Annotated in this window: 21 protein-coding genes; 8 read left to right on the top strand and 13 right to left on the bottom strand. The window is 71.7% G+C overall.

What is annotated here, in order from left to right; genetic code table 11:
* Window positions 1-176 precede the first annotated feature (176 nt).
* Genes RM779_RS23990 through RM779_RS23970 form a run of 5 tightly spaced genes read right to left on the bottom strand, consistent with a single transcriptional unit; the run spans window position 177 to window position 4,633 of the window.
* Window positions 177-989, bottom strand: a complete 813-nt coding sequence (locus tag RM779_RS23990) for a shikimate dehydrogenase (RefSeq protein ID WP_311619811.1) — start codon at window positions 987-989, stop codon at window positions 177-179.
* Window positions 986-1,726, bottom strand: coding sequence for a coenzyme F420-0:L-glutamate ligase (locus tag RM779_RS23985; protein WP_311619810.1), 741 nt, complete (start codon window positions 1,724-1,726; stop codon window positions 986-988). The genes RM779_RS23990 and RM779_RS23985 overlap by 4 nt, the downstream gene beginning before the upstream one ends.
* A complete protein-coding gene (locus tag RM779_RS23980) occupies window positions 1,723-2,778 on the bottom strand; it encodes a glycosyltransferase family protein (protein ID WP_311619809.1) in 1,056 nt (351 codons plus the stop codon). Before RM779_RS23980 ends, RM779_RS23985 begins: the two co-directional genes overlap by 4 nt.
* Window positions 2,775-3,800 carry a Gfo/Idh/MocA family protein gene (locus RM779_RS23975; RefSeq protein WP_311619808.1) on the bottom strand — a complete coding sequence of 342 codons (1,026 nt, stop codon included), beginning with the start codon at window positions 3,798-3,800 and terminating at the stop codon, window positions 2,775-2,777. Before RM779_RS23975 ends, RM779_RS23980 begins: the two co-directional genes overlap by 4 nt.
* Window positions 3,797-4,633, bottom strand: coding sequence for a sugar phosphate isomerase/epimerase family protein (locus RM779_RS23970; protein ID WP_311619807.1), 837 nt, complete (start codon window positions 4,631-4,633; stop codon window positions 3,797-3,799). Before RM779_RS23970 ends, RM779_RS23975 begins: the two co-directional genes overlap by 4 nt.
* 409 nt (window positions 4,634-5,042) lie before the next feature.
* On the opposite strand from RM779_RS23970, the gene RM779_RS23965 reads away from it, so the two are divergent.
* Window positions 5,043-6,461, top strand: a complete 1,419-nt coding sequence (locus tag RM779_RS23965; RefSeq protein ID WP_311619806.1) for a helix-turn-helix domain-containing protein — start codon at window positions 5,043-5,045, stop codon at window positions 6,459-6,461.
* A 139-nt stretch (window positions 6,462-6,600) separates the two neighbouring features.
* On the opposite strand, the gene RM779_RS23960 is transcribed toward RM779_RS23965, so the two are convergent.
* From RM779_RS23960 to RM779_RS23945, 4 genes are all read right to left on the bottom strand, one after another.
* Entirely contained in the window at window positions 6,601-6,801 is a 201-nt protein-coding gene (locus RM779_RS23960; RefSeq protein WP_311619805.1) for a GNAT family N-acetyltransferase, read from the bottom strand.
* 57 nt (window positions 6,802-6,858) lie between these two features.
* Window positions 6,859-11,577, bottom strand: a complete 4,719-nt coding sequence (locus tag RM779_RS23955) for a DNA repair ATPase (RefSeq protein ID WP_311619831.1) — start codon at window positions 11,575-11,577, stop codon at window positions 6,859-6,861.
* A gap of 162 nt (window positions 11,578-11,739) precedes the next feature.
* The gene (locus RM779_RS23950) at window positions 11,740-13,866 is read right to left on the bottom strand and encodes an SPFH domain-containing protein (protein WP_311619804.1); all 2,127 of its coding nucleotides are present in this window, start codon (window positions 13,864-13,866) and stop codon (window positions 11,740-11,742) included.
* Between the two features lie 74 nt (window positions 13,867-13,940).
* Complete coding sequence (locus RM779_RS23945) at window positions 13,941-14,597, bottom strand: hypothetical protein (RefSeq protein WP_311619803.1); 657 nt, start codon at window positions 14,595-14,597, stop codon at window positions 13,941-13,943.
* Between the two features lie 178 nt (window positions 14,598-14,775).
* On the opposite strand from RM779_RS23945, the gene RM779_RS23940 reads away from it, so the two are divergent.
* The 4 genes from RM779_RS23940 (at window position 14,776) to RM779_RS23925 (ending at window position 19,706) form a co-directional block, all read left to right on the top strand.
* Complete coding sequence (locus tag RM779_RS23940) at window positions 14,776-16,146, top strand: TrkH family potassium uptake protein (RefSeq protein ID WP_311619802.1); 1,371 nt, start codon at window positions 14,776-14,778, stop codon at window positions 16,144-16,146.
* Window positions 16,147-16,148: 2 nt separating this feature from the next.
* Window positions 16,149-16,874, top strand: coding sequence for a potassium channel family protein (locus tag RM779_RS23935; protein ID WP_171987774.1), 726 nt, complete (start codon window positions 16,149-16,151; stop codon window positions 16,872-16,874).
* Between the two features lie 139 nt (window positions 16,875-17,013).
* A complete protein-coding gene (gene nhaA, locus RM779_RS23930) occupies window positions 17,014-18,306 on the top strand; it encodes a Na+/H+ antiporter NhaA (RefSeq protein ID WP_311619801.1) in 1,293 nt (430 codons plus the stop codon).
* The gene (locus RM779_RS23925) at window positions 18,201-19,706 is read left to right on the top strand and encodes an MFS transporter (RefSeq protein ID WP_311619800.1); all 1,506 of its coding nucleotides are present in this window, start codon (window positions 18,201-18,203) and stop codon (window positions 19,704-19,706) included. The genes nhaA and RM779_RS23925 overlap by 106 nt, the downstream gene beginning before the upstream one ends.
* Window positions 19,707-19,944: 238 nt before the next feature.
* On the opposite strand, the gene RM779_RS23920 is transcribed toward RM779_RS23925, so the two are convergent.
* Complete coding sequence (locus RM779_RS23920; protein ID WP_311619799.1) at window positions 19,945-20,538, bottom strand: TetR/AcrR family transcriptional regulator; 594 nt, start codon at window positions 20,536-20,538, stop codon at window positions 19,945-19,947.
* A 71-nt stretch (window positions 20,539-20,609) separates the two neighbouring features.
* Between RM779_RS23920 and RM779_RS23915 the strand changes: the two genes are divergently transcribed.
* Window positions 20,610-21,200 carry a dihydrofolate reductase family protein gene (locus RM779_RS23915; RefSeq protein ID WP_311619798.1) on the top strand — a complete coding sequence of 197 codons (591 nt, stop codon included), beginning with the start codon at window positions 20,610-20,612 and terminating at the stop codon, window positions 21,198-21,200.
* Here the strand turns inward: RM779_RS23915 and RM779_RS23910 are convergent.
* The 3 genes from RM779_RS23910 to RM779_RS23900 form a co-directional block, all read right to left on the bottom strand.
* Window positions 21,182-22,207, bottom strand: a complete 1,026-nt coding sequence (locus tag RM779_RS23910) for an ABC transporter ATP-binding protein (protein ID WP_311619797.1) — start codon at window positions 22,205-22,207, stop codon at window positions 21,182-21,184. The two genes, RM779_RS23915 and RM779_RS23910, sit on opposite strands and share 19 nt — an antisense overlap.
* A gap of 399 nt (window positions 22,208-22,606) precedes the next feature.
* A complete protein-coding gene (locus RM779_RS23905) occupies window positions 22,607-22,828 on the bottom strand; it encodes a DUF397 domain-containing protein (protein ID WP_311619796.1) in 222 nt (73 codons plus the stop codon).
* Entirely contained in the window at window positions 22,825-23,757 is a 933-nt protein-coding gene (locus tag RM779_RS23900) for a DUF5753 domain-containing protein (RefSeq protein ID WP_311619795.1), read from the bottom strand. Before RM779_RS23900 ends, RM779_RS23905 begins: the two co-directional genes overlap by 4 nt.
* Before the next feature lie 199 nt (window positions 23,758-23,956).
* Here RM779_RS23900 and RM779_RS23895 point away from each other — a divergent pair, with 199 nt between their 5' ends.
* Window positions 23,957-24,424 (top strand): ATP-binding protein, encoded by a 468-nt coding sequence (locus RM779_RS23895; protein WP_311619794.1) that lies wholly within the window; start codon window positions 23,957-23,959, stop codon window positions 24,422-24,424.
* 339 nt (window positions 24,425-24,763) lie between these two features.
* Window positions 24,764-24,943 (top strand): FxLD family lanthipeptide, encoded by a 180-nt coding sequence (locus RM779_RS23890; RefSeq protein WP_311619793.1) that lies wholly within the window; start codon window positions 24,764-24,766, stop codon window positions 24,941-24,943.
* The last annotated feature ends 18 nt before the right edge of the window (window positions 24,944-24,961 follow it).

Below are 24,961 nucleotides of genomic sequence, written 5' to 3'. Positions count from 1 at the left end.
ATCTCGGCCAGTTTCAGCAGCGCCGCCTCGGCGCCGCTGGTGAGGGTCCTGGCCTCGGCGGTGTAGTGGTCGTCGATGAGGGCGTCCAGCTCGGCCTCGGTGACGGAGGGCCGCGGACTTGGCCTGTGAGTCCGGGAATCCGGTCTTCCGGGACGGCTTGGTCGGCGTCACTCGAACTATTGGATCTCGCGTTGACTGGCCAGCAGCATCTCGATGACCGGAGCTGGGGAGAGTCCTGTCTGGACGATGACTTGTCGTGCGGCTTGGTGTACGAGCATCGGTAGCCCTCCCACTATGCTCCGCCCGGCTTCTTGGGCGGCGTGCGCAAAACGACTGGGCCAGGGACGGTAGACGACATCCATGAGGGTGCCGGTGCCTCGTGGCCACAGCGCGGCGAGAGCATCCGTGGCATGGGGCGGCAGAGCGGATACGACGAGGTCGACGGCAAGGTGATGGACGGCGGCTGTCCACGGCTTGATGCTGATATTGATGCCGATTCGTTCGGCCGTCGGGCCGAGCAGGGAACTCGCCCTGCCTGTGTCGCGGGCGATCACGACTACGTGATCGCAGCCCAGTTCACGTCCGGCGGCGAGCGCTGTGCAGGCCGTCGCCCCCGCACCGAGCACCGTGACGGTGGTGGCGGTGGTCATGTCTGCCTCGCGCAGGGCCTGCATCATGCCGTGGAGGTCGGTGTTTTCCCCGAGGAGTCGGCCGCTGGGTGTCACGACGACGGTGTTCGCGACGCCGATCCGCATGACCGTCTCCGACGCCTCGTCCAGCAGCGGAACAACAGTCCGCTTGAGCGGCATGGTCAGCGAGAAGCCACGCCAACTGCCGTCGAGGGCACCCAGGAAGCGCGGCAGATCTTGTGGTTGGCATTCGATCGCGTGGTACGTCCAGGGCAGGCCCATCGCCGCATAGGCCGCTCGGTGCAGAACAGGCGACAGCGCGCCGTCGACGGGGGACCCGAGCAGCGCGAGGCGTGTCACGGCGCGTGGTGGAGCATCGCGGCCACTCCTTCGTCGCTGCGCTCGTAGCCGATGCCCCGCAGCACGGCGACGGGGGCGCCGCGGCCTCGCTGTCCGAGGATCAGGCCGGCTGCCGCGGCCACCAGGTCAGTCAGGGTCTCCTCCTGCCGCTTCGTCTTCCCGCCGGGCTCGGCGTGCTCAGTGACGCGCAGCGGTGCGATGCCCGCAGCCCCGATGCTGATGACAGTGGCGCCCCGCCGGTCCGCGCGACCGTCGGAGTCGGCGATCACCACGGCGACGGTGACGCCGCTGAACGCCGTGACCGCGTCGCGCAGCGCGCGGGCGGACGCGTCGGGGTCCTTGGGCAGCAGCCACGCCCCGTCGGCCCCCGCGCGGTCGATGCCGGCTGACGTCAGTTCATACCCCAGGTGATGCCGAGCGATGATCGGCCCGCGCTCTCCGGCCACGAAGTGCTCGCTGGATTCACCGAGAATCAGCTCCACGATCTCGGCCGGTTTGCCAGTGCGTGCGGACAGGTCGAGGGCGGCCGGGCTGGGCGTCACACCTGCGAGATCGACGAATCGCCCCTCAGCGATCGAGACAACCTTCGAGGCGACAACGATCACGTCACCGTCCTGCAAATCCGTGGCCTGGGCGGACAGGACGTCCGTAATGACGCCGGAGAGGTCATCGCCGCGCGCGATCGTGGGGAAAGGTTCCAGGGCGAACGCGCAGAAGGTGCCGGTCGTGGTGCTCATGAGATGCGGCTCCGGGTGGAGTGGGCGGTCAGGACACCGAACAGCCGGGTGTGGGCGGCGGCGAGCTGCGCCGCCCTTTCGTTCGGCGGTGTCGCGGCGGTCAGCCAGGTACGGACGCGGTGGACGTAGTGCGGCCACAATCCGTGGGCTGCCTCGTGAGGGGCCGCCTCGTTCCTGACGGAGTGCCAGGCATCGGCTACCGCCACCGACCACGAACACGCATCGTATCGGGGGTCCAGGGGTGCGAATGCATCGAGCGTGGCCAGCATGGCGGCGCGGCGATGGGGCTCGAGAGTGCGGTGCGCGAGACGGTAAGGCGGAGCACTCGCTCCCGGTACGAGCCGGTGGGGCCAGTCGGCGGTGAGAGCCAGAAGGACCGGCACGGCCTGGTCGTAGATCTGTTGCAGGTGCGGGAACGACGCCGCGTGCGTCTTCGGGGTCTGCACGGGGACGGAGGTGAGGCGCCCGGTGGGTGCGGCCGTCAGCAGGAGGAACGCATCGATGCCGTATCCGTCGACAGCCAGGCGCAGTTGGGCGTTCATCGTGTTGACGGCGGCTCGTACGGCACGGATGGCGAGGGCGGAGAGCGCGAGGTCCCCGGCGAGCGGCTGGGGGACGTCGAGGCCGGTGGTGGCTGCGATCAGCGGGCGGGCCATGTGCGAGGTGAAGTTGGCCTCGTCCCAGAAGCGCGGGTAGTCGGCGATGGCGAACCCGCGTTCTCCGTGTACGAGGAGGTCGCGGTACACGTCGGGGTCGGGGTTGCGGGTGTCAGTGTCAGCGATGAGGACGGGGCCGCCCGTGTCCGGCAGGTGTGCGAGCGCCTCCAGGATCTGCGCGCCCTTGCCCCGGGGGAGGTTGGGGAGGCTGATCTTGCGGGCGTGGGTGGGGGTAGCGGTGAATCGTTTACTGGTAGTGGGGTGGTCGGAGGAGTCGGCGTGGATGATGACCGCGCGCGGGTCGTTCAGCGCGGCGTCGACGGCCGCGGTGACGACGGCGATAGTGGCGGGTTCGTTACGGCTGGGCAGGATCGCGGCGGCGGATTTCGGCGTCACAGGTACTCCCCGGTGATGAGGTCGGCGGCGGTCTGTGGGTCGGGCGCGAACAGGTAGGTGTACGGATGCTGTTCGAGCCGCGCGATCAGGTGGGTCCGCCAGCGGGCGAGCGGGAGGCCGTCCAGCTGCCATACCAGACCGTACGGTGCTCCGCTGGGGCCGGTCAGCGGGGTGGGGAGGCCGCTGATGTAGCGGGCGAGGGCTTCACGGGCGGGCAGGGCCCGGTACATGGTCTGGCGCAGCGCCAGATCGTCGGGCGCGGACAGCGGATCTCCGAGGCCGGCTTCGAGGTTCCGGCCGCGCACATGCACGTGCTGTCCGTCGTCCAGGCGCAGCGTCACCTCGTGGCGCCGCGGTTGGACGACGCTGTCGACCCGGGCGTCCACCGTCAGGAGTGCGCCGTCCTCGAACGCCACCGTCGCGGTGATGCGGTCCTCGGATTCAGCCCACTGCCGTAGGCGGTGCAACTCGGCGGTGCAGGAGGTGATGGGCTCGGGTGGCAGGAGGCGCAGGGCGAGGGCCAGGCCGTGGATGGCCTGCTGGTGCAGGACGCCCCCGGCGGTGGCGTACCGGGTGCGCCAACTCCGGTAGTAGGCGCGGTCCCGGCGGCACACCAGCGTCACCGCAGCCCGGCGAACCGTCGGCGCCTGGGTGAGCAGACCGGCGAGTCCGGGGGCGAAATGTGGCTGGAGGGCGACGAAGATCCGCCGGTCCTCCAGTGCCGGCGTCAGATCGGCGGGATCGAGCGTGACCGGCTTCTCCACCAGAACGGCCGCGCCGGACCGCGCGGCGGCGCGTGCGGCCACCAGGGCAGTGCCGGGCGGCGTCGCCACCACGACCACGTCCGGCGCGAGGGATTCCAGCGCCGTCTCCCACCGGGCGAGCAGCGGTACCCCGACAGGCGGGGCAACGACCGGAGAGGGATCGGCGACGCCCACCAGGTCCATCCCGTCGGTGCGGGTCACGGCCTCGGCGTGCTTGGCTCCGACCTCCCCCGAACCGATGAGCAGGACCCGCCTCATGCCAGACCGCCCGGGACGGCACCGCGCAGAAACATCGCGCCACGCGTCAGCGCATCGCCCGGACTCTCGCGCACATGCGTCTCCAGCGCGTACGGCAGCACCGGCCGCACCCGGTGCAGGACGGGAAGCAGGTCCGCGTACGGCACGTCGCCGGCACCCGCCGCCACGAACTGCTTCATGCCGTCGTCGCACGGCACATAGTCCTTGACGTGCACGTACTCGACGTACGGGGCGAGGACCTCGACGGCTTCCGCCGTGCCGTAGCCGACCTCGTACAGGTTCCCCAGGTCGAGCCACAGCGCCAGGCCGGTGTGCTCGCGGAGCACGTCCAGGAGCGGTGCCGGTTCGGCGACCGTGCACACCGGCTCGTTCTCCAGCAGCAGCCGCACCCCGGCCCGCTTCGCTGCTTCGAGGGCGTATGTCAGCAGCGGGTCGTCCCGGAACGTCTCCGTCTGCTCGCCCACGGACAGGTGGGAGAAGACGCGGACCCGGTCGGTGCCCAGGATGTCGGCAACGGCGAGCGCGCGGTCCACCCAGCGTTCCCGGTCCTCGGCCGGCACCTGCGTGGGGAAGCCGAAGCAGTCGACCTTGCCGGGAACGGCCTCGGGACGGCACCACTTCCACAGCGGGGACGCCAGCGCCGCCACACGCAGAACCCGTTCGTCGGCCAACCGACGGACCCCGCGAAGCTGCTCGTCGTCCAGGGCCAGGGCGTTCGAGCCGTAGGCCGTACGAATCTCCAGGTGGCCCACGCCCAGGGAGAGGGCCACATCCATGCCGACAGCGGGGTCCTGCCCCAACTCATCGGGGTTCAGCACGATGATTCCCTGCACGAGGTTTTCCTTGTCGATGCCAGCGCTTGAGGCAGCGGCCGTGCGGCCTGCCGGAAACGGGACGCACGGCCTGGTGCCGAGGGTTTGCGAACCGCCACCCGGCGGGGGCGGCGTCGGGATCGGACCCGGCGGGGGCGGCGGCGGGGGCGGAGAAGGCGGCTGCGGCATGTCGGAACGCTCCTTCGACCAGGGAATGAGCCCAGCGCAGAGCTGCGGAAGCCGGACGGCCACCGGCCGCTGCGCGGAAGGTTCGCTGTGCACTCACAGCCTGGGAAGAAACGAGGAGGAAACCCATCCGACGGCCCTATAGGACGGGCCCCTGGCGTCCCGGCCAAAGCCCTGACGGCGGGTCATGGCGCCATTACTCTGAGGCAAGGCCACACCGCTGTCCCAAAGGGGGGAGATCACCGTGCGCAGCCATTCCCCGTTAGTCGTTCCCGTCGATCTGTGGGACCACGAGAAGGCGCGACGCGCCCTCGCAGCACGCGATCTCGCCGCCGTGATCAAACACTTTCGGCAATACACAGGCGCCAGTCAGACCACCGTGGGCTCCCTGACCGGACTCGCCCAGTCCGACGTCAGCGCGATCGAACGGGGCCTACGCCAGGTCCAGAGTGTCGATGTCCTGACGCGGATCGCCGCGGGCCTCGCCATCCCTTTCTCCCTGCTGGGCCTTGCCGACAAGACAGGCAGCGCTGATCACCCGGCTCGCCGCAATGCGCCCGTCCCGCAGATGACGGCCGCTAAGGTGACCGAAGCCGAGCTGGAGGACGATGTGCGACGTCGGGAACTGATGACTGGAGCGCTGGGACTCAGCGCCGGTCTGATCGCCGGGACCGGCTCCGATGCTGCTGCGGCAGAACCGGCTGCCCAGAACCCGGCCGCCGCCATGGAACGGGCCCTGTTCGAGCCGGTGACCGGAAGACCGACAAGCCTGAGCGATCTCGCCGACGGGCTCGCAAGAGCCCGCGGGATGTTCTCGAGCGCCCGCTACGCCGCCCTCGGCGGTGCCCTTCCCCCGCTGATCGCCACGGCGGAGGCAACCCGGGACGCCGCCACCGGCCGCACGCGCGAGCGCGCCCAGGCGGCCGTTGCCCGCGCCTATGTCCTGGCCACCGAACTTGCCGTCAAGCAGCACTCCGAAGCCGCGTGGGCCACCGCTGACCGGGCGCTCATCGCCGCACGGGCCAGCGGCGACCCGCGGCCCCTCAGCGACGCCGCGCGGGTCCTGGCCATCACCATGCGCCGTGCCGGACGCAGCTCGGCCGCCGTGGACTTCCTGGCCCGTACCGCGACCTCGCTGGTCGCCGAGAAGGGGAGGCCGCAGGCCGACACCCTGGCCGCCCGTGTCTGTCTGCTCATGACCGCCGCCTACACGGCCGCGTCCGGGGGGCGCCGCAGCACCGCGCTCGACCTGCTCCAGGAGGCGGAGGAGACAGCTGGCCGCATCCCCATTTCCCGGAGCGGAAAGCCCGCGGGTCTCTTCACGATCTCGGCGAGTCCTGCCGAAGTCTCGATGTACCGGATCAGCAGCCTCACCGTCCTCGGCACCCCCGACGACGCCGTACCGTACGTCCACCGTGTCGACCCCACGCAGTTGGCCAACACCGAAAGGGTCGCGCGCTACCTCACCGACACGGCCCGCATGTGGCACCAACTCGGCGACGGACGCCGTACCTTCAGCGCCCTGCGAGCCATCGAGCGCACCGCGCCCGAAGAAGTGCAACGCCCCGCAATCCGCACGCTCACCGCCGATCTTCTCTACACCCCGGGAAGCCTGCCCGGCCTGCGGGAGTTCGCGGTGCGCACCGGCGCCGTCGCCGCCTGACGAGCACCGCGTGGGCGACGACGATTCGCCCCCAAGGCAGGCCAGGTCCGCCAGACCCCGCACACCGACGGGCGGCGGCGAACCCGCCGCACCACAGACATCGCGGAGTGCTTGTCTCCTTCTCCAGTACAGGGAAGAACTACTTCGCCTCCGGGGACTGGCCAGTGGTCTGCCAGGTGTAGCCGGGGCCGTCGGCGAGCGCCCGGTGGATCAGGCGGCGGCCGATGCCCTGGCGCTGGTGCTCAGTGGTGATGGAGATTTTATTGATGCTCCCGACGCGGCAGGCGTCGCAGACCTTCCAGACCAGTGTTCCGATGTCGCACCCGTCCCGGTCGAACATCCGGATGCGGCGGTGCCCGGCCGGACTGTACCCAACTCGACTGTTCCGGACTCGGTTTCACAGCCGGCGGGCCCCCCGAACGGCCCCCCGACCGGCCGCTCCGGCGCGCTTCACCGTGGCCCACCGTTCGGCCTGCTCCGGGGTCAGGCGGCCCCTGATCTCGGCCAGTTTCAGCAGCGCCGCCTCGGCGCCGCTGGTGAGGGTCCTGGCCTCGGCGGTGTAGTGGTCGTCGATGAGGGCGTCCAGCTCGGCCTCGTTCATGACGGGCGCGATGCGGGCGGCGATCGCGTTGGTGTCGCGGTAGGAGCCCTGGAGGCGGAACGGGGGCTCGGTGCGGGTGGCGTCGTCCTGTCCAGCGGAGGCGATGTAGGCGGCGTTGACGGCGAGCACGGTGCGCTGGACGTGCAGCAGGTGCCGCAGGACGGCCAGGACGCGGTCGAGTTCGGCCGGGGTGTAGGGGTGGCTCAGCCGGTCGGCGTTCGCGCCCGCGTCGCCGCGGGCGAGGCGGACCAGCAGGTCGGTGTCGGCGCGTTCGCGGCCGGCGAGGGGCGCGAGGACGGGGTTCGCGGTGAGGGCGTTCTCGATGTGGCTCAGCGCGAAGAGGTCGGCGCGGCCGGCGGTGATGTCGCCCAGGTTCCACACGTCGGCGCGGTTGGCCAGCATGTCGGGCAGCCGGAAGCGGGTGCCGGACTCGGTGAACGGGTTGCCCGCCATGGAGATCGCGAACCGCTTGCCGCGCAGGTCGAACGTGGCGGTCGAGCCGTCGGAGGCGCGGACGCCGTCGACGCGCCGCTGCGCGTCGCACAGCGGGATGAAGCGTTGCAGCAGCTCGGGCGAGACGTGCTGGATGTCGTCGAGGTGGAGCAGCACGTTGCTGCCCATCTCCAGCGCGAAGTTGATCTTCTCGACCTCGCGGCGCGCGGCGGCGTCGGGGGCCGCGGCCGGGTCGAGGGAGGTGGTGCCGTGGCCGAGGGCGGGGCCGTCCGCCTTGACGAAGACCAGGCCGAGGCGGGCCGCCAGGTACTCCATGAGCGTGGTCTTGCCGTAGCCGGGCGGGGACAGCAGGAGCAGCAGGCCCTGGCTGTCGGTGCGGCGGGCGTCGTCCGCGGTGCCGAGCTGCTTGGCGAAGTTGTCGCCGATGAGCGGCAGATACACCTCGTCCAGGAGGCGGTTGCGGACGAACGCGGGCATGACGCGCGGGCGGTGGGCCGCGATCCGCATGCGGGTCCTCTCCGCGTCGAGCAGCGCGTTGCGGCGCCGCGTGTAGGCGCGGTGCGCGGGCGCGCGGACGGTGCGGAACCGCTCGGTGCGGGTCAGGAACTCGTCCAGGCGCAGCGTGAGTCCGCCGCCGTCGATCCTGGGGTGGCTGCCGAGCAGCCCGTCGGCGGTGGCGGTCAGCGGGGCGTCGACGAAGCGGTGGCCGAGCGCGGTGGAGCACAGTTCGACGGCCACGGCCTCCGGCAGGTCGGTGGTGCCGCGGCCCGTGCTCGCGGCGAACGCGCCGAGCCAGGCGGTCAGCAGCTGGCGGCGGGCGGGCATGTCATCGCCCAGGCCCGCGAGTTCGCGGGTCAGCTCCTTGACGCCGCCAGGACCTGTCGTGGCGCGGAAGTCGTCCAGGAGCGCGCGGGCCGCGGGGCCGGTCGCGAAGACCGGGCCGCCGCGCGCCAGTTCCTCGAAGAGGTAGCTGCCGACGGCCGCGGGAACCTCCTCGTCGGGCGTGAAACCGGCCACGGCGGCGGCCAGTTCAGCGGCGAGGGCGGCGGCGGGCGGCTCGGCGGCGGCGCCGTAGGCGGCGCGGGCGCGCGCGAGGGACTGGGCGCGGGTCGCCCAGGCGGCGCGCTGCGCGTCGGCGCAGCCGTGCGCCCAGAACAGCTGAGCGGCGGCGCGGACGTCCGGCGGGTGCCGCAGCAGGTCGGCGCCGTGGTGCAGGCGCAGCAGCGCGGTGAGGATGACCGTCGCGTCGTGGTCGTGGACGCCGCGGTCGTAGCCCTCGTCGTAGGCGGACTCGGCGGCGGCCAGTACGAGCCGCGCCGGGTCGCCGCCGTTCAGCGCCTCGGGCAGCACGCGGGCGGCCAGATGCTCGGCGCGGTAGACGTCGGGCGACTCCGAGGGCAGCGGCTGGTCGTGGAAGTGGCGCACCGCGGCCAGTCCAGGATCGTCCACGGCGGCCCGGTAGTCGGTGCCGGTGACGGCGAACGCGAGCCCCTCGCCGTGCGGCACGAGGGTCAGGTCGACGGGCTGGTCGGTGACGGAGAAGAGGTGCCGCCCGAGCCGCAGTTGGCCGTCCGCCGCGTACAGGTCGGCGCGGTCGCGCAGCGCACGGACGGCCTCCTGCCTGGCCGCGGCCAGGCGGCCTTCCAGCTCGTCGGCGGGCACGGTGCCGCCATCGGCGCGGAGTTCGCCGATGGTGGCGCGGACGCGGGCGACGAGCGGGTCGGCGGCGAAGTAGGTGTGGACGGCGTCCTGGTCGGGCAGCGCGGTGGCGCGGCGGGTGAGGGTGGCGAGCAGCCGGTCGGCGGAGGCGGCGAGCCGCTGCGCGTGGTGCGCCCGCTCGTCGAGCTTGGCCTGCTTGCGCGCGGCGAAGGTCTCGTAGATCTCCTCGCGCTGCTCGGTGAGCCGGTCGAGGAAGTCGTCGAAGGCGCCGAAGCGCGCGGTGAGGTTCTCCACCTGGATGAGCAGGCGCCCGAGTTGCTCGTCGCACTCCTCGGGCGTGCGGGCGGCGGCGAGGCCCGCGACGACGGCCTGGCCGAGCAGCGCGAACTCCGCGGTGAACTCGGCGCGGCCCTCGGACTCGGCCAGCTCGCGGCGGCGCCCCTCCAGCACGGCGCGGGCGCGGTTGACGGCGGCCATGACCTCGCCGAGACGCGTCAGCAGCCCGGTGCGCACGGTGGCGTCCGCGATGTCGAGGCCGCCGACGACGTCGGTGACGGTCCGCAGCGCGTCGGCCTGTTCCTCGATCTCGGCGGCCAGCGGCTCGGTGTGCGCGACGCTGTCGGCGGCGCCGGCCCGTTCTGCCAGGTGACCGGTCGCGGCGAGGGTGTCGTCGAACGCGTCCGGCCTGGCGAGGAACGCGACGGCGCGGCGGCCGGTGGCGGCCAGCCCCTCGTCCAGGCGGCCGGCGATGGCGTCGATCGCGGCGGCGTCGGCGTGGCGCAGGCCGCGCAGCGCCTCGGTGCGGCCCTGGGCGCGGCGCAGGTCGGTCAGCAGTTCCACCCAGTCGGCCGCGGTGCGGTGCGCCTCGCCGCGGGCGCGGCGCAGCAGCGCGGTCGTGTCCGCGTCCGCCTCCTCGACGGCGGAACGGGCCTGGTCGCGCAACTGCCGGACGCGCGCGTACTCGTCGACGACGTCGATGGCCGTGGCGCGCAGCACGGCGACCGGCTCGTGCAGGTCGGGCAGGTCGGGCAGGCGCAGCCACGGGTGCTGGTCGGTGAGGCGGTCGCAGGCGGCGGCGACGGCCTCGAAGACGGCGGTGCGGGGTTCGAGGTCGCCGGCGAGCCGGGCGAGGGTCAGCGCGTCGGAGATGCCGCGCACCAGCTCGGCGTTGCCGATGCGGTCCAGCGGGCTGTCGTCCCTCGGCTGTTCCGCGGCGTGCGCCTCGGAGACGAACGGGGTGCGCCACAGCTGCACCGGGTGGGCGCGGGCCGGCTCGGAACCGCCGCCGCCGGCGGCGCGCAGCAGCGCGAGCGTGCCGTCGTCGAAGAGGGCGAAGCCGCGGGCGGACAGCGGGGTGACGACTTCCTTGCGGATGAGGTTGTAGGGCAGCAGCAGGGTGCCGCCGTCGCGGTGGGAGCGGAAGACGTACAGCAGGTCCTCGCCGTTGGGCGAACGGACCAGGCTGTCGAACGCGAGCCCCGCCGTGTCGGTGTCGGTGTCGAAGGTCCGCGCGGCCGAGCCGGCGGGCGCGGCGGACAGGTAGTAGCCGCCGGCGAAGATCAGCCCCTGGTCGTCGGGCAGGACGCGGCAGTCCCGGCCGATGCCGTCGAGGCGGATGATCTCCCCGGTGCGGGTGTTGTGCACGAGGTGGCGCGGCGCCCGCTCGTTGTAGGGCAGGACGCGCAGCAGCAGCAGGGGGCCGACGCGGGCGTGGGCGACGGCCGCGTCGGCGAGGGACTGGAGGGGGTCGTCGACGGGCTCGCGGTGGACGCCGTCGGGGGTGGTGGTGTCGTTCTCGGTCTTGATGGTGAGGGAGCCGCCGACGGTGGACACGTACAGGGTGTCCTGGACGCCGATGTGCGGGTACTTGCCCGCGACGTGGTCCTCGCGGGCGGCCGGGGTCCAGGTGAGGGCCTCGGCGACGGGCGCCAGGTGGTCGCGTTCGCCCTTGGCGTCGAGGTATTCGGCGTGCCCCTCGGGGTGCAGCCGCCAGCGCAGCACGCGGATGTCGGCGGCCTGTTCGCCGGTCTGGAAGACGGCGAGCAGGAGCGGGCCCACGGTGCGCAGGCGGGTGAGGCGCGCCTGCTGGAAGTAGCGGTACAGCTCGTCCAGGTCCCGCCGGAACGCGGGGTCGGCCAGCAGCCCCGGCACCGCGTCGGGCGGTGCCGGGACCAGGGCCTGGCCGCTGCGGCGGTGGAGGGTGAGCAGGTCGCGGCCGGCCGGGTCGTGGTGCCCGGCCAGCAGCAGCCCGCCGACCTGGGTCAGGTCGCTGGGCACGGCGGGACGTTCGGTGCGGAGCCGTTCGGTGGCGGCGAGTTCGAGTTCGAGGCCGCCGAACGCCTGGATGCGGCGGGCGTTGAGGTCCTCGGCGCGGCGGGCGAGGTCGTCCGCCGCGGCCAGCATGCGGTTGCGCAGGACCTCGTAGCTGCCGCCGTCGCCCGCCACGTCGGTGTCGCCGGCCGCTTCCGTCACGTCGGTCACGTCGGTCACGTCGTCTGTTCCCCCCACTGGTGACTGCCTGGCTGGTGTGCTCGCGGGCCGCTAGACCGCTAGACCGCTAGGCCGCTACTTGGCCAGCGACACCGAGTTGTTGGCGGTCGCCGCCGCGTGCGGTGCGGCGCCCGCGCCGGACAGGTCGCTCACCTTCAGATCGGCCAGGCCCTGGGCGCGCAGGGTGTCCAGGAGGCCGCCGAGCTGTCCGGTGGAGTCGCCGCCGCGGGAGGCCAGCGAGGTGAGCAGCCCGGCGAGGGTCAGGTCCCGCACGCCGCCCGCGCCGAGCCCGGCGACCATGGCGCCGAGGTCGCGGGTGAACGTGGAGCCGTTCTCGTCCAGCCAAGGACCGGCCAGGGTGCGGGCGTGCTCGGAGCGGTCGATGAACGCGTCCAGGCTCTTGCCGCCGGAGATGGCGCCGACGAGGCGGTCGAAGAAGACGGAGTCGCCGCCGACGATGTCGATCTTGGCGTTCTCCAGTCCGGTGCCGACCAGCGCGGCCTGGGCCTCGGCGATCTGCCGGTGCACGTCGATGCCGGCGATCCGCACCTCCTTCTCGGCCTCAAGGCGCAGCCGGTACTCCTCGTGGTCCCGGCTGGCGACGTCCAGGGCGGCCATGGCCTCGGCCTTGTCCTTGATGCCGACGGCCTCCGCCTGCATCTTCTCGCGCAGCGCGCCCGCCTCGGCGAGGCCGCCCTCGCGGGTGGCCTCGGCCTCGGCCAGGCCCTTCTCCTTGGCGACGTGCGCCTGGACCAGGCCCATTTCGCGGGCCGCCTCGGCCTCGGCGTGCCGCGTCCTGGCGATGGCGTCGGCCATGCGCTCCTGCACCTCGGCCTCGGCCAGGCCCTCGGCGGCGACGTCGGCGCGCTTGCCCTCGGCCAGCCGGATCGCCGACTGGGCGTCGAGATCGGCGGCCTTGCGGCGGGCGTCGGCCATCGTCAGGGTCTCGCGGGCGCGGTGCTCGGCGGCGGCCTCGGCCGCCTCGGCGGCCTTGATGTCCTTCACCAGGCGCTCCTGCGCCTCGGCCTCGGCCTGGATGATCAGCGCCTGCCGGTCGCGTTCCGCCTCCTCGACGGCGCGCAGCTTCTTGATGTCCTCCTCCTGCTGCGCCACGGTCTTCTCCACCGCGATGCGCTCGCGGATGACGTCGGCGATCTCCCGCTTCTCGCCCTCAAGTTCCTTGTCCTTGGCGATGCGCTGGAGCTCCGTCTCACGGTCGCGCGCGATGACTTCGAGCAGGCGGTCCTTCTCGATGCGCTCGTTCTCGACGGCGACGACGCGGTCGCGGTTGAGGCGGGCGACGACGATTTCGCGTTCGCGGTTCTCGTTCTGCACGCCGAGCTGCTCGTCGGTCTTGATGGCGGCGGTCTGGGCGCGCAGCCGCTCCTCGGACTGGATGCGGAAGGTCTCGGCCTCCTCGCGGGCCCGGGTCGTCTCGATCTCGCGCTTCTGCTTGATCTCCGCGTCGGCCTGGCGGCGTTCGAGTTCGAGGACGGTCTCGCGCGCGTCGACGTTCTGCCGCGTGATCTCCTTCTCCTCGGTGCGCCTGAACTCGTTGGTGAGGACGTGCTGCGCGGCCGTCAGCTCGGTGATCTTGCGGATGCCCTGGGCGTCGAGGATGTTGTCCTTGTCGAGGGCGCTGAGGGGGGTCTGCTCCAGGTAGTCGATGGCCGCGTCCTCAAGGCTGTAGCCGTTGAGGTCGGTGCCGATCACCGCGATGATGCGGTCGCGGAACTCCTCGCGCTTGGTGTAGAGGTCGGCGAAGTCCACATGCTTGCCGACGGTCTTCAGCGCCTCGGAGAACTTGGCGTTGAACAGCTCCTGGAGGGTCGCCCGGTCGCTGCCGCGCTCCGTGCCGATGGCCTGCGCCACCTTGATGACGTCGGAGACCGTCTTGTTGACGCGGACGAAGAAGGAGATCCGGATATCGGCCCGGATGTTGTCCCGGCAGATCAGGCCCTCCTTGCCGGTGCGGCCGATCTCGATGGCCTTCACGGAGATGTCCATGACCTCGGCCTTGTGCAGCACGGGCACCACGAGGGCACCGGTGAACGTCACGTCGACCTTGCGGACCTTGGAGATGATGAGCGCCTTGCCCTGCTCGACCTTGCGGAACAGGCGCGTGAGTATGAACACGACCGCGATGACGATGATCAGCACCACGGCGATGAGCACGCCGAGGCTGATGCCAATGGTGTCCATGGCTGGTTGAGGCCCCCCTCGTGAAGATCCCTGAACGATGAGAAGATCCTTGGACGATACGGTGAAGGACGCGTTCAGACGGGCCGGCGGTTCTCCTCCGGGGCCAACTCGCCCGAATCGTAAGGCGCGACCCAGAAGAACGCGCCCTCCGGCTCGTAGCCGTAGATCAGGGCGCGACGGCCCGAGGTCAGCTCCTCGGCCTCCGGGCCCTCGGCCCGCACCTGGATGATCGCGGTGCCCCCGTCGTCGGCGGCGACCTCCGCCTGGCCGAACGCGGCCGACACCTGGCCGGTGCGGATGACGCACACCCGGCCGACGAAGTCCTTGTGGTAGATCCCGGTCTCGTCGGGGAACGCGCGGCGCAGCGGCAGCACGACCAGCCACGCCCCGAGCCACCCGGCGAGCAGTGCCACCGGCACCGTCGCCACGCGCTGCCAGCCGGCGTCGAGCAGCTCGGTGCCGGCCATGGCCGTGAACCAGGCCACGGCCGTGACCAGGGAGACCGGGATGGCGGCGGGCACCCCGCCCAGGCCGAGCGGCGTCAGCGCCCCGGCGAAGCCGCCCGGCTCGCCCGGCTCCGCGCTGTCGGCCACCGAGGTGCCCACGCCGAAGACGATGGAGAACATCCAGTAGACGAGGACGACGGCGAGCGGCAGGGAGAAGATCACGGCCGGGAACCGGACCGCGGTCTCCAGGAAATCCCCCATGCCCGCGCCCCCTGTCCCGTTCATCGGTTGTCCCTATACCTCACGCACGGACGGGGCCCCCGGTTCCGCCGGGCGGCGCCGAGTGCCAGGACCGCGTTAAGAAACCGGGGGCGGGTGCCAGGGCGGCGTTAGGGTGGGCCGGTTGTCGGTCCGGCCCCGACCGGGCGGACCACGACCGGACAGGAACGGAACGGCGATCGACGTGGCGCCCCTCTTGGCCCCCATGGGCCGGACGATCAGCGACATCCACCCGGCGCGCGTGGTGGCCACCGCGTTCGCCGCGGCCGTCGTCATCGGCACTACCCTGCTGGCCCTGCCGCTCGCCACGGCGGACGGCACCTCGCCTGGACTGCTGACCGCGCTGTTCACCGCGACGGCCGCGGTCTGCGTGACGGGCCTGCCGGTGGTGGACCCCGGCACCTACTGGAGCGGCTTCGGCGAGGGCGTGACGCTGCTGCTGGTCCAGGCCGGCGGTTTCGGGATCATGACGCTGGCCTCGCTGCTCGCGCTGCTCGTCGCGGGCAAGCTGCGGCTGCGGATGGCGCTGCACGCGCAGGCCGAGACGAAGATCGGTATCGGTGACGTCCGGGGCGTCCTGCTGCGGGTGGGGCTGATCACGCTCGTCGTGGAGTCGGTGACCGCGACGATCCTCACGCTGCGCTTCGCACTCGGTCACGGCGAGCCGTTCGGCCGGGCCCTCTACCACGGCGTCTTCCACGCGGTCACGGCCTTCAACAACTCGGGGCACGGGCTGCGTTCGGACAATATGACGGCCTACGCGGGCGATCCGTGGGTGCTCGTGCCCGTGGCGGTCGCGGTGATCCTCGGCGGCCTCGGCTTCCCGGTGATCATCGAGCTGCTGCACCACCGCGCGCGCCGCCGCACCGGGCGGTCGCGCGTCTGGTCGCTGCACCTGAAGCTGACGCTCATCGTCTCCGGGGCGCTGCTGCTCGCGGGCTTCCTGCTGACGCTTGGGCTCGAGTGGTCCAACGAGAGCACCTTCGGGCCGATGGGCACGGTCGACAAGGTGCTTGGCGCGTTCTTCCACTCGGCGGTCAGCCGCACCGCCGGGTTCAACGCCACCGACATCGCCGCGATGGAGCCGGCGACGCTGCTGGGCACCAACGTGCTCATGTTCATCGGCGGCGGCAGCGCGGGCACGGCCGGCGGCATCAAGGTCACCACGTTCGCGGTGCTGGGCGTCGCGATCCTGGCCGAGGTCCGCGGCGAGCCGACCTCCGGCGTCTTCCGCCGCAAGCTCGCGCCGCACGTGCTGCGGCAGGCGCTGACGGTGGCGCTGCTCGGCGTGGGCGTGGTGATCGCGGCGACGATCGCGCTGCTGGCCATGGTGGACGCCCGCACCGACCTCGTGCTCTTCGAGACGGTGTCGGTGTTCAGCACCGTGGGCATGACCACCGGGCTGACCCAGGAACTGCCGGGGCCGGCCCAGCTCATCATCATCGTCCTCATGTTCATCGGGCGGGTGGGCCCGATCACCCTCGTCTCGGCCCTGGCCCTGCGCGAACGCACCCGCCGCTACCAGCTCGCGGAAGAGCGCCCCATCATTGGATAATCATGAGCAACCATCTGCACTCGCTGCGCCGCCGGCGCGGCAAACGCCTCGCCCAGACCTACGCGCAGCGCGACACCCGTGACCAGCGGATCGCCGTGATCGGCCTGGGCCGGTTCGGCAGCTCCCTGGCCGAGGAGCTGATGCGCCGCGGCTGGGAGGTGCTGGGCGTCGACGACGACGAACGCATCGTTCAGCAGCACAGCGACGCCCTCACCCACGTCGCGGTGGCCGACTGCACCGACGCGGAGGTGCTGCGGCAGCTGGGCGTTCACGAGTTCACCACGGCGGTGGTGGCGATCGGCACGAACATCGAGGCCAGCATGCTCGTCACGGGGAACCTGCTGGACGACGGCGTGCCGAACATCTGGGCCAAGGCGATCAGCCGCCAGCACGGCCGGATTCTGGAGCGGCTCGGCGCCCACCACGTGGTGCTGCCCGAGTACGAGATGGGCGAGCGGGTGGCCCATCTGGTGACCGGCCGGATGCTGGACTTCATCGAGTTCGACGACGGCTACGCCCTGGTCAAGACGGTGGCGCCGGAGGTGGCGACCGGGGTGCCGCTGGGCGTCAGCGCGGTGCGCACCAAGCACGGCGTGACGGTCGTCGGGATCAAACGGCCGGGGCAGGACTTCACGCACGCGACGGCCGAGACGGTGGTGGAACAGGGCGATGTGATCATCGTGACAGGGAAGACGCGGGCGGTGGAGGCGTTCACCGATCTCAGCTGAGACGCGAGTGAATATCTGGACTTTTGCGGGTACGGTGTCAAGACAGCGTCAAGGCGAGCACGTCTGACCTGTGGTGCGCCGGGAAGTCTGGTCGGCAAATGCTGATGTTTGTCCGTTTCCGGCCCGAAAGGTCTTCTTCATGGCGTCGCGTCCCTCCCTGCCTTCCTTCCGCCCGACCAAGGACCCGAACGTCGAGGAGGAGCGCAGCCGCCGCTCCGTCGCGGAGTTCCTGCGCCTGGAAGTCACCGGCGGGGTGTTCCTGCTGATCGCCGCGGCCCTCGCCCTCTTCCTGGCCAACTCGCCGATCGCCGACGACTACCTGTCGCTGCGCGACCACCACCTGGACATCCCCGCCCTCGGCCTGGAGCTGTCGGTCGGGCACTGGGCCTCGGACGGACTGCTCGCGATCTTCTTCTTCATCGCCGGCATCGAGCTGAAACGCGAGCTGACCGTCGGCGAGCTGCGCCGTCCGGCCGCCGCGCTGCTGCCGGTCATCGCCGCGGTCGGCGGCATGGCCGTGCCCGCGCTGGTCTACGTCACCGTCGTGGGCGTGGGCGACGGCGATATGGGCGGCTGGGCGGTGCCGATGGCCACCGACATCGCGTTCGCGCTCGGCGTGCTGGCCGTCGTCGGCCGCCGCCTGCCGGGCGCGCTGCGCACGTTCCTGCTGACGCTCGCCATCGTCGACGACCTCATCGCGATCGTCATCATCGCGATCTTCTTCACCTCGGGACTCAATCTGTGGGCGTTGCTCGGCGCCCTCGCCGGGCTCGTCCTCTTCCACCAGCTGCACCGCAGGGGTGTGCACGGCTGGTACCTGTACGTGCCGCTGGCCCTGACGATCTGGGCGCTCATGTACAACAGCGGCGTGCACGCGACCATCGCGGGCGTGGCGATCGGCATGCTGCTGCGCAGCACGACCGGGCCGCTGGAGAAGGAGTCGCCGGCCGAGCGCGTCGAGGACATCGTCCACCCCTTCTCCGCCGCCGTCGCCGTGCCGCTGTTCGCGCTGTTCGCGGCGGGGGTCGAGGTCTCGGGCGACACGTTCGCCGACATGGTGCACGAGCCGGAGGCGCTGGGCGTGACGCTCGGCCTGCTCGCGGGGAAGGTGATCGGCGTCTTCGGTGCCACCTGGCTGACCGCGCGCTTCACCAAGGCACGGCTGCACCCGTCGCTGACCTGGCCGGACGTGCTCGGCGGCGCGATGCTCGCCGGGATCGGGTTCACCGTGTCGCTGCTGATCGCCGAGCTGGCCTTCACGGAGGCGCCGCAGCTGGAGGAGCATGTGAAGGTGGCCGTCCTGCTCGGCTCCGTGCTCTCCGCGCTGTGTGCCTCCGTCCTGCTGAGCCTGCGCGGCCGGGCCCACGCCCGCGCCACCGAGGCATCGGCGGACGCGGACACGGACGCGGACGCGCCGGGACCGCCGTCCTGAACGGTGGGGCGCGCGCGGCGCGGTGGGCGTTCCCGCTGCTCGCCGCGGTCCAGATCGCGCTGATGATGGCGATGATGGTGCTCAACGTGGCGCTGCCGTCCGTGGGCCGGTCCCTCGACCTCGACGCGGAACGGCTGGCCCTGGTCAGCAGCGCGTACCCGGTGTCGCTGTGCGGGCTGCTGCTGTTCGGCGGGCGGCTGGGCGACATCGCGGGGCACCGCCGGACGTTCGTGATCGGCACGGCCGTGTTCGCGGCCGGTTCGGCGGGGGCCGGGCTGGCCGCGGGGTTCGCGACGATGGTGGCCGCCCGCTTCGTGCAGGGGGCGGGGGCCGCGCTGGCCGCGCCCGCCGCGCTCGCCCTCGTCGGCCGGGTCTTCCTCGACGCGCGGGCGCGCCGCCGGGCGGTCGCGCTGTGGGGCGGGCTGCCGGCCGTCGGGGGCGCCCTCGGCCTGCTCACCTCAGGACCGGTCGTCGTACTCGCCTCCTGGCGCTGGGCGTTCGCGCTGCCCACGGCCGTCGCCGTGGCCGCACTCGCCGCGGCGCGGCTGCTGCCCGCGGCCCCGCCGCGTTCCGGGCAGCGCCTCGACGGGGCGGGCGCGCTGTGGGTGACGGCCGCCCTGTCCGCCACCTGCTACGGCCTGATCACCGCCGGGGAACGGTCCTGGCCGTGGTACGCGGCCGTGACCGCGGGGGCCGGGGTGCTGCTGACGGCCGGATTCGTGCTGTTCCAGCGCCGGGTGCGCGATCCGCTGGTGCCCGTCCGGCTCCTCGCGTCGCCCCGGCGGCTGACGGGGCTGCTGGGTCTCGCCGCCGGCGCCGCCGGGGTGTTCACCCTGTCGTACTTCGTGCCGCTGTACCTCCAGCGGTCACTGTCGCTGTCGCCCGCGGCGACGTCCGCGGCGTTCCTGCCCTACGCCGCCGTGCTGTTCGCGTCGTCCGCGCTGAGCGGCCGGGCCGTCGCCCGGCTCGGCGCCCGCGGCGCGACGGCCCTCGGGCTCGTCGTCGCGGCCGGGGGTCTGGTGCTGCTGAGCACGATCGGCGGGTCCCCGCCGTACGCCGGAACGCTGCTGGCCGGGATGCTGGTGTTCCCCGCGGGGGTGGCTCTGGCGTTCTCGGGCGCCGCGGTGATCGCGGTGGAGGACGTGCCCGACGCGTACGCGGGCGTGGCCGGCGGCCTCCTCAACGCGGCGGTCGAGCTGGGGCCGACCGTCGGATTCGCCGCGTTGGTCTCGGTGGCCTCCTCGGTGACCAGCGCCAGGATCGGCGACGGCACCGCCGCGCCGACCGCGGTCCCGCACGGCTACGGTGCCGCGCTGGCGGTGGCGGCCGTGGCCTTCCTGCTCGTCGCCGCCCTCACCTGGCGGGCCCTGCGCCCCCGCCCCCCGCACCCCCCGCACTGACCGCTCACCGACCGCTTTCCCCGTGGGCGCCGACGCGAGCTGATCCGACACGCTCGGCAGCACCCGCGGAACGCTAGTGCCCCATCAGCCAAGGTTTGCCCCGTCGCGACGCCCGGCACGGCACCTCGCTGCGTTGCCGCATCACCCAAGTGCGCCCAGCACGAGGGCGATCCGGCGCCTTGCGATGCACCGCACCGGATCGCCGCTCCTTGACGGGCAAACCTTGACTGACGCGGCACTAGCTGCCACCCCCGGAGGGCTCCCGCACCAGGCGCTCCACCGCCTGCTCCACCAGCTGAACGCGCTCCTCCTCGTCGTACACCCCGGGGAGGGTCAGCTGTTCGACGATGAGCCAGTTGAGCGTGAGGATCAGCAGCTTCACCGCGACCGCGTCCCCTGGGAGTCCGGAGGCGGCGTGCGCCTCGACGTTCGTCTCGACGTCGGCCCTGACCCGTTCGGTGAGCAGCGCGCGCAGCTCGGGGCGGCGGGTGGCCTCCAGGCGCAGTTCGAGCAGGGCCAGGTAGCCGCTGCGGAACCCGCTGACGCGCCCCACCACCTCCCGCATGAGCGCGAGGTACTTGGCCTTGTCCTGAACCCCGGACCTGGCCTCGCGCAGCACCTCCTCGCCCGGGTCCAGCCGCTCGTACACGCGCCGCCCGGTCTGGATCAGCAGGTCGTCGCGGTCGGTGAAGTAGTTGGACGCCGTGCCGGGCGGCAGCCCGGCCGTTTCGTCGACGGCGCGGAACGTCAGCCCGCGCGCCCCCCGTTCCGCCAGCACCTCGATCGCCGCGTCGGTGAGCGCGGCCCTGCGCTGGTCGTTGCGACGCACCATTGACACCACTCCAGATGTAGTACTACGGTTCAACCGACACAAGCAGAGTACTACATCTGGAGTGATTTGATATGCGAAAGCTCGTCTACTACGTCGCCGTCACGCTCGACGGCCGCATCGCCGGGCCCCGCGGCGAATTCGACTTCTACCCCATGGGCACCCCGGAGCAGGCCGCGGCCTACTCGGCGGCGATGAACGAGCGCTACCCGGAGACGATCCCCACCGCCGCACGCGCCGCCCTCGGGCTGACGGACACGCCCAACCGCCGCTTCGACACCGTCCTCATGGGCCGGGGCGCCTACCAGCCGGGCCTGGACGAGGGCATGCCCAGCCCCTACGCCCACCTGAAGCAGTACGTCATCTCGCGCAGCCTCGGCCGGGCGCCGTCCCCGGATGTCACCGTCGTTCCCGGGCACCCGCTTCGGCTGGTGCGCGACCTCAAGGGCCAGGACGGTTTGGACATCTGGCTGTGCGGCGGCGGCAAGCTCGCCGGCACGCTGCTGCCCGAGATCGACCGCCTGGTGATCAAGTCCTACCCGGTCGTGGCCGGCAGCGGCATCCCCGCCTTCGACACGGCCTTCACCCCCACCCACTTCGCCCCCGAGGACCGCCGGACCTTCGACAACGGAGTCACGGTGACCACCTACCGCTCCACGCCATGAGACGCCCCCGGCGCGGCCAGTTCGCCGTCGCCGCGGTACAGCAGCACCCGTTCGGGCCGCGGGGCCGCGTAGCCCGTGGTCCCGAGGGGGACCGGGACGTCCTCGTCCACGACGACCTGCACGGAGCCCGCGTCCCCGTCGAGCGTGACCAGCTGGGCGCTGCCCAGGTTCTCCACGACGGTGACGCGGCCCGGCAGGGCCCCGGCCACCGGCTCGGTGCCGTACCCCAGGTACTCGGGCCGCACGGCGAACGTGACCCGTTCCCCGTCCGGCAGCCCGTGCTCCCCCGCCGGCAGCGGCACCCCGCCGACGCCGATGCGGCCGTCGCCGGTGACGACGCCGTCCAGCAGGTTCATGGGCGTGGAGCCGATGAACGAGGCGACGAACGTGTTGGCCGGCCGCCGGAACACCTCGGCCGGGGTGCCGATCTGCCGCACCCGCCCGTCGTCCAGCACCGCGATCCGGTCGGCGAGCGCCAGCGCCTCCGCCTGGTCATGCGTCACGAACACGCAGGTCACGCGCAGCTCGCGCTGGAGCCGCTTGAGGAACGTGCGCGCCTCAAGACGCATCCGCGCGTCCAGGTTGGACAGCGGCTCGTCCAGCAGGAACGCCCGCGGCCGGTACGCCATCGCGCGGGCCAGCGCGACGCGCTGCTGCTGGCCGCCGGACAGCTGCCCCGGGCGGCGCTCGAGCAGCCCGCCGAGGCCCAGCGCCTCCGCGGTCTCGGCCGCTTTCGCGCGCCGTTCGGCTCCCGCGACCTTCTTGATGCGCAGCGGGTAGGCGATGTTGTCGGAGACGGACATGTGCGGGAAAAGGGCGTAGTCCTGGAAGACCATGGCGACGTCCCGCCGCCCCGGCGGCAGCGCCGTGACGTCGTCGCCCCCGATGCGCACCGCGCCGCCGGTGGCCTCCTCAAGACCTGCGATGGTGCGCAGCAGGGTCGTCTTACCGCAGCCGGAGGGGCCGAGCAGGGCGAAGAACTCCCCGTCGGCGATGGTCAGATCCACGGCGTCGGCGTCCGGGGAACAGGCGCCGCACCGTTCCTGGCGGCGGCCCGGGGGTATCCCGCACCCCGGCCCCGGTGCGCTCCCGACGGTGGGGGCGAAGGCATGACGATACGAGGGGCCGCCGCGCCGAGCCGCCGTGACAATTGACCGGAAGCGGGGTAGCGCTGACATTCCGCAGCGCGTGCTTTCCCGCGGTTGGTTCGAGGGAAAGCGGGTCTTCGAAGTTGAGCGGTGCGCGTGGGGCCATGACACCTGACTGGCAGGGCGCTCATGGACCGCCGTCCCCGGCCTGTTGCCGGCCGCAGCCGCCCCAGCAACAGCGTGACGGGGACATGCACACCGGCCAACTTCGAAAACCCGGGAAAACAGACGCTGTCTCTTCAGCCGGTGATGCTCAGATCAGAGTTCTCCGGCGGCCAGGCCCTGACGGAAGGCCGCCCACTCGGTGGCGGTGTAGCGAAGGGGCTCTCGCTCGGGGTGCTTGGAGTCGCGCACGGCCCGAGCCCCGCCGGGCAGGACGGCGACCTCCACGCAGTCGTTCTCCCCGCCGCTGAAGGAGGACTTCGTCCAGGTGGCGTCGGAGAGGTCGAGAGCGTACAGCTCAGCCTTGTCGTGGTTCACGTGCGGATTCCTTCTTCCATTCTTCGTGTGATCAGTGCCAGCGAGTCGTCGCTCGGCAGGGCCGAGGCGACGACTCGCTCGAAGGCGTCGGCGAAGACCTCAACCTCACCGACGGCCTCAACGTAGGACGCGCCGATGAGGTTCTCCAACAGCACCACGTCAGGCATGGGACCGGGGAAGCCGACGAGGCTGAAGCCGCCGGTGGTGCCCGGGTGCGGTCTGGCGTCCAATGGCATGACCTGGAGGGTGACGTTGGGCAGCTCGGCAACCTCGACCAGGCGCCGCAGTTGGTCGCGCATGAGCGTGGTGCGGGTGGCGAACCGCTGGTGCAGGACGCCCTCATGGATGATCGCCCAGAGCTTCAAAGGACCTTCGGGACGGCTGAGGACAGCCTGGCGGGCCATGCGTACCTCGGCCAGCGCGGTGACTTCCTGCGGGGTGCGGGTGGTGGCGTTGACCGCGATGGTCTCGCGGGCATAGGCGGCCGTCTGCAGCAGGCCGGGAATGAGCTGCGGGGACCAGATACGGATGCTCTCGGCGTCGGACTCCAGGGAGATGTAGTCGGCGTACGCAGGGGCCACGACTCCGCCGTACGTCTGCCACCAGCCCTTCTGGCCGGCGTGCTTGGCCAGTCCTTCCAGAGCGGTGAAAACCTCCGCGTCCTTCTTCTCACTGAGCCCGTACGCCTTGAGAACGTGGACCACCTCGGCGGCACGGATGTGGGCCTTGGCGGTCTCGATCCGCGAAAGCTTCGGCGATGTCCAGGCGCCGCCGTCGCCGCCGGCCTCCTTGTCCAGGCGGGCCAGCAGGTCGGCGGCTTCTTCGAGAGTGAGGCCCTTGCCCTCCGGCCCGGCCTGGCTGCGGAAGCGACGCAGAGCCTCACCGAGGCGCCGACGCCGCACGGTCGGTACTGGTCGCGCATTCGGCATATGCCAAGTGTTTCACCACCGCACTCCTCAAGTCGATAGAACGATAGAACGATTCCACAACTAGAGGTGTTAATATTGCGAGTTGACACTTAATCGTGCCACGCTCTCTCTCAAGAGCGCGCCGCGGCCGCGGGTTGACTGGTGTCGTGGCGTACATGGAGCGGAACATGCGGCTTGCGGGCCGAGTCACGGAGGAGCCATGGCACTCGTGGCGGAGACGGTTGCGGAGGCCGCCCCCGGGTTCTATCTGATCGAGAGCGTCCACGGTTTCGTGGTGCACATGAACGCCAGCGCCGAACACTTGCGGCTGGTGCGTGAACTGATCGGTAAGCGCCTCATGGCAGCCGGCGTCGGCACGGGCACCGCCGAGGCCGCTCAGCTCGTTACCTCAGAGCTGAGCGGTAACGCGGTGCGGGCCTACGGCGACCTGGTTCCGTTGGTCATCGAGGTGGACGTCACCGAGCTCGGGGTGTGGGTCAAGGTGCACGACCCTGACCCAGGCCGCCTTCCCCACCGCCGGAGTGTACGAATGGACGACGCTGCCGCAGAGTCCGGCCGCGGGCTGCCCTTGGTCGACGCCTTCGCCCCTGGCTGGGACGTCGCCGTCACCCCCGTAGGGAAGCAGGTCCGGGCCCGGGTGCCCCTCGAAGGGAGGAACCGTGGCTGAGCCTCGGTCAACCCCGCAGGCTTAATCCCCGGCCTTGCACCGAGGCCCGAATGACGCGGCGACCGGCGCACGGCCATCATCTCGGTTCCGCATCCGCGCCCGCCCACGGGGCGAGCAGCACATGACCGAACAGGCGACAAGACCCGCGCCACCGCACTCCGCAACAAGGTTGTTGCCGCATCTCTGTTTCCTGGCCTGCAGCGTAGTCGCAGGGGGTCTGCGAGGTCACGGTCAAGCGCCGCGGTGCTCGCGCATCCGACTGTACTGGCACGACGGCAGCCGGATGCGGGGGTCCCGCGGACCCCTTGCCAACAGCCCTTCAGAGAACAGGAGACCGAGATGGACTCTCGTCCTGCCCCGAGAACCGCGCAGATGAGCCCGCAGGAGTCAGGTACGGCGTCGGACGGATTCGTGCTGGACATCGCGCTGCTGGAGGTGGGTGACGTCGCCAGTCTGACGAACCTCACCGACGACGGCTGCGGTGAGACCTGCGGCGCCTGCACCACCAACGTGGCCTGACCCGAGGCGCACGTCATC

Source organism: Streptomyces johnsoniae, assembly GCF_031845565.1.
Lineage (GTDB): Bacteria > Actinomycetota > Actinomycetes > Streptomycetales > Streptomycetaceae > Streptomyces > Streptomyces johnsoniae.
This window is presented reverse-complemented; position numbering and strand designations above follow the sequence as displayed.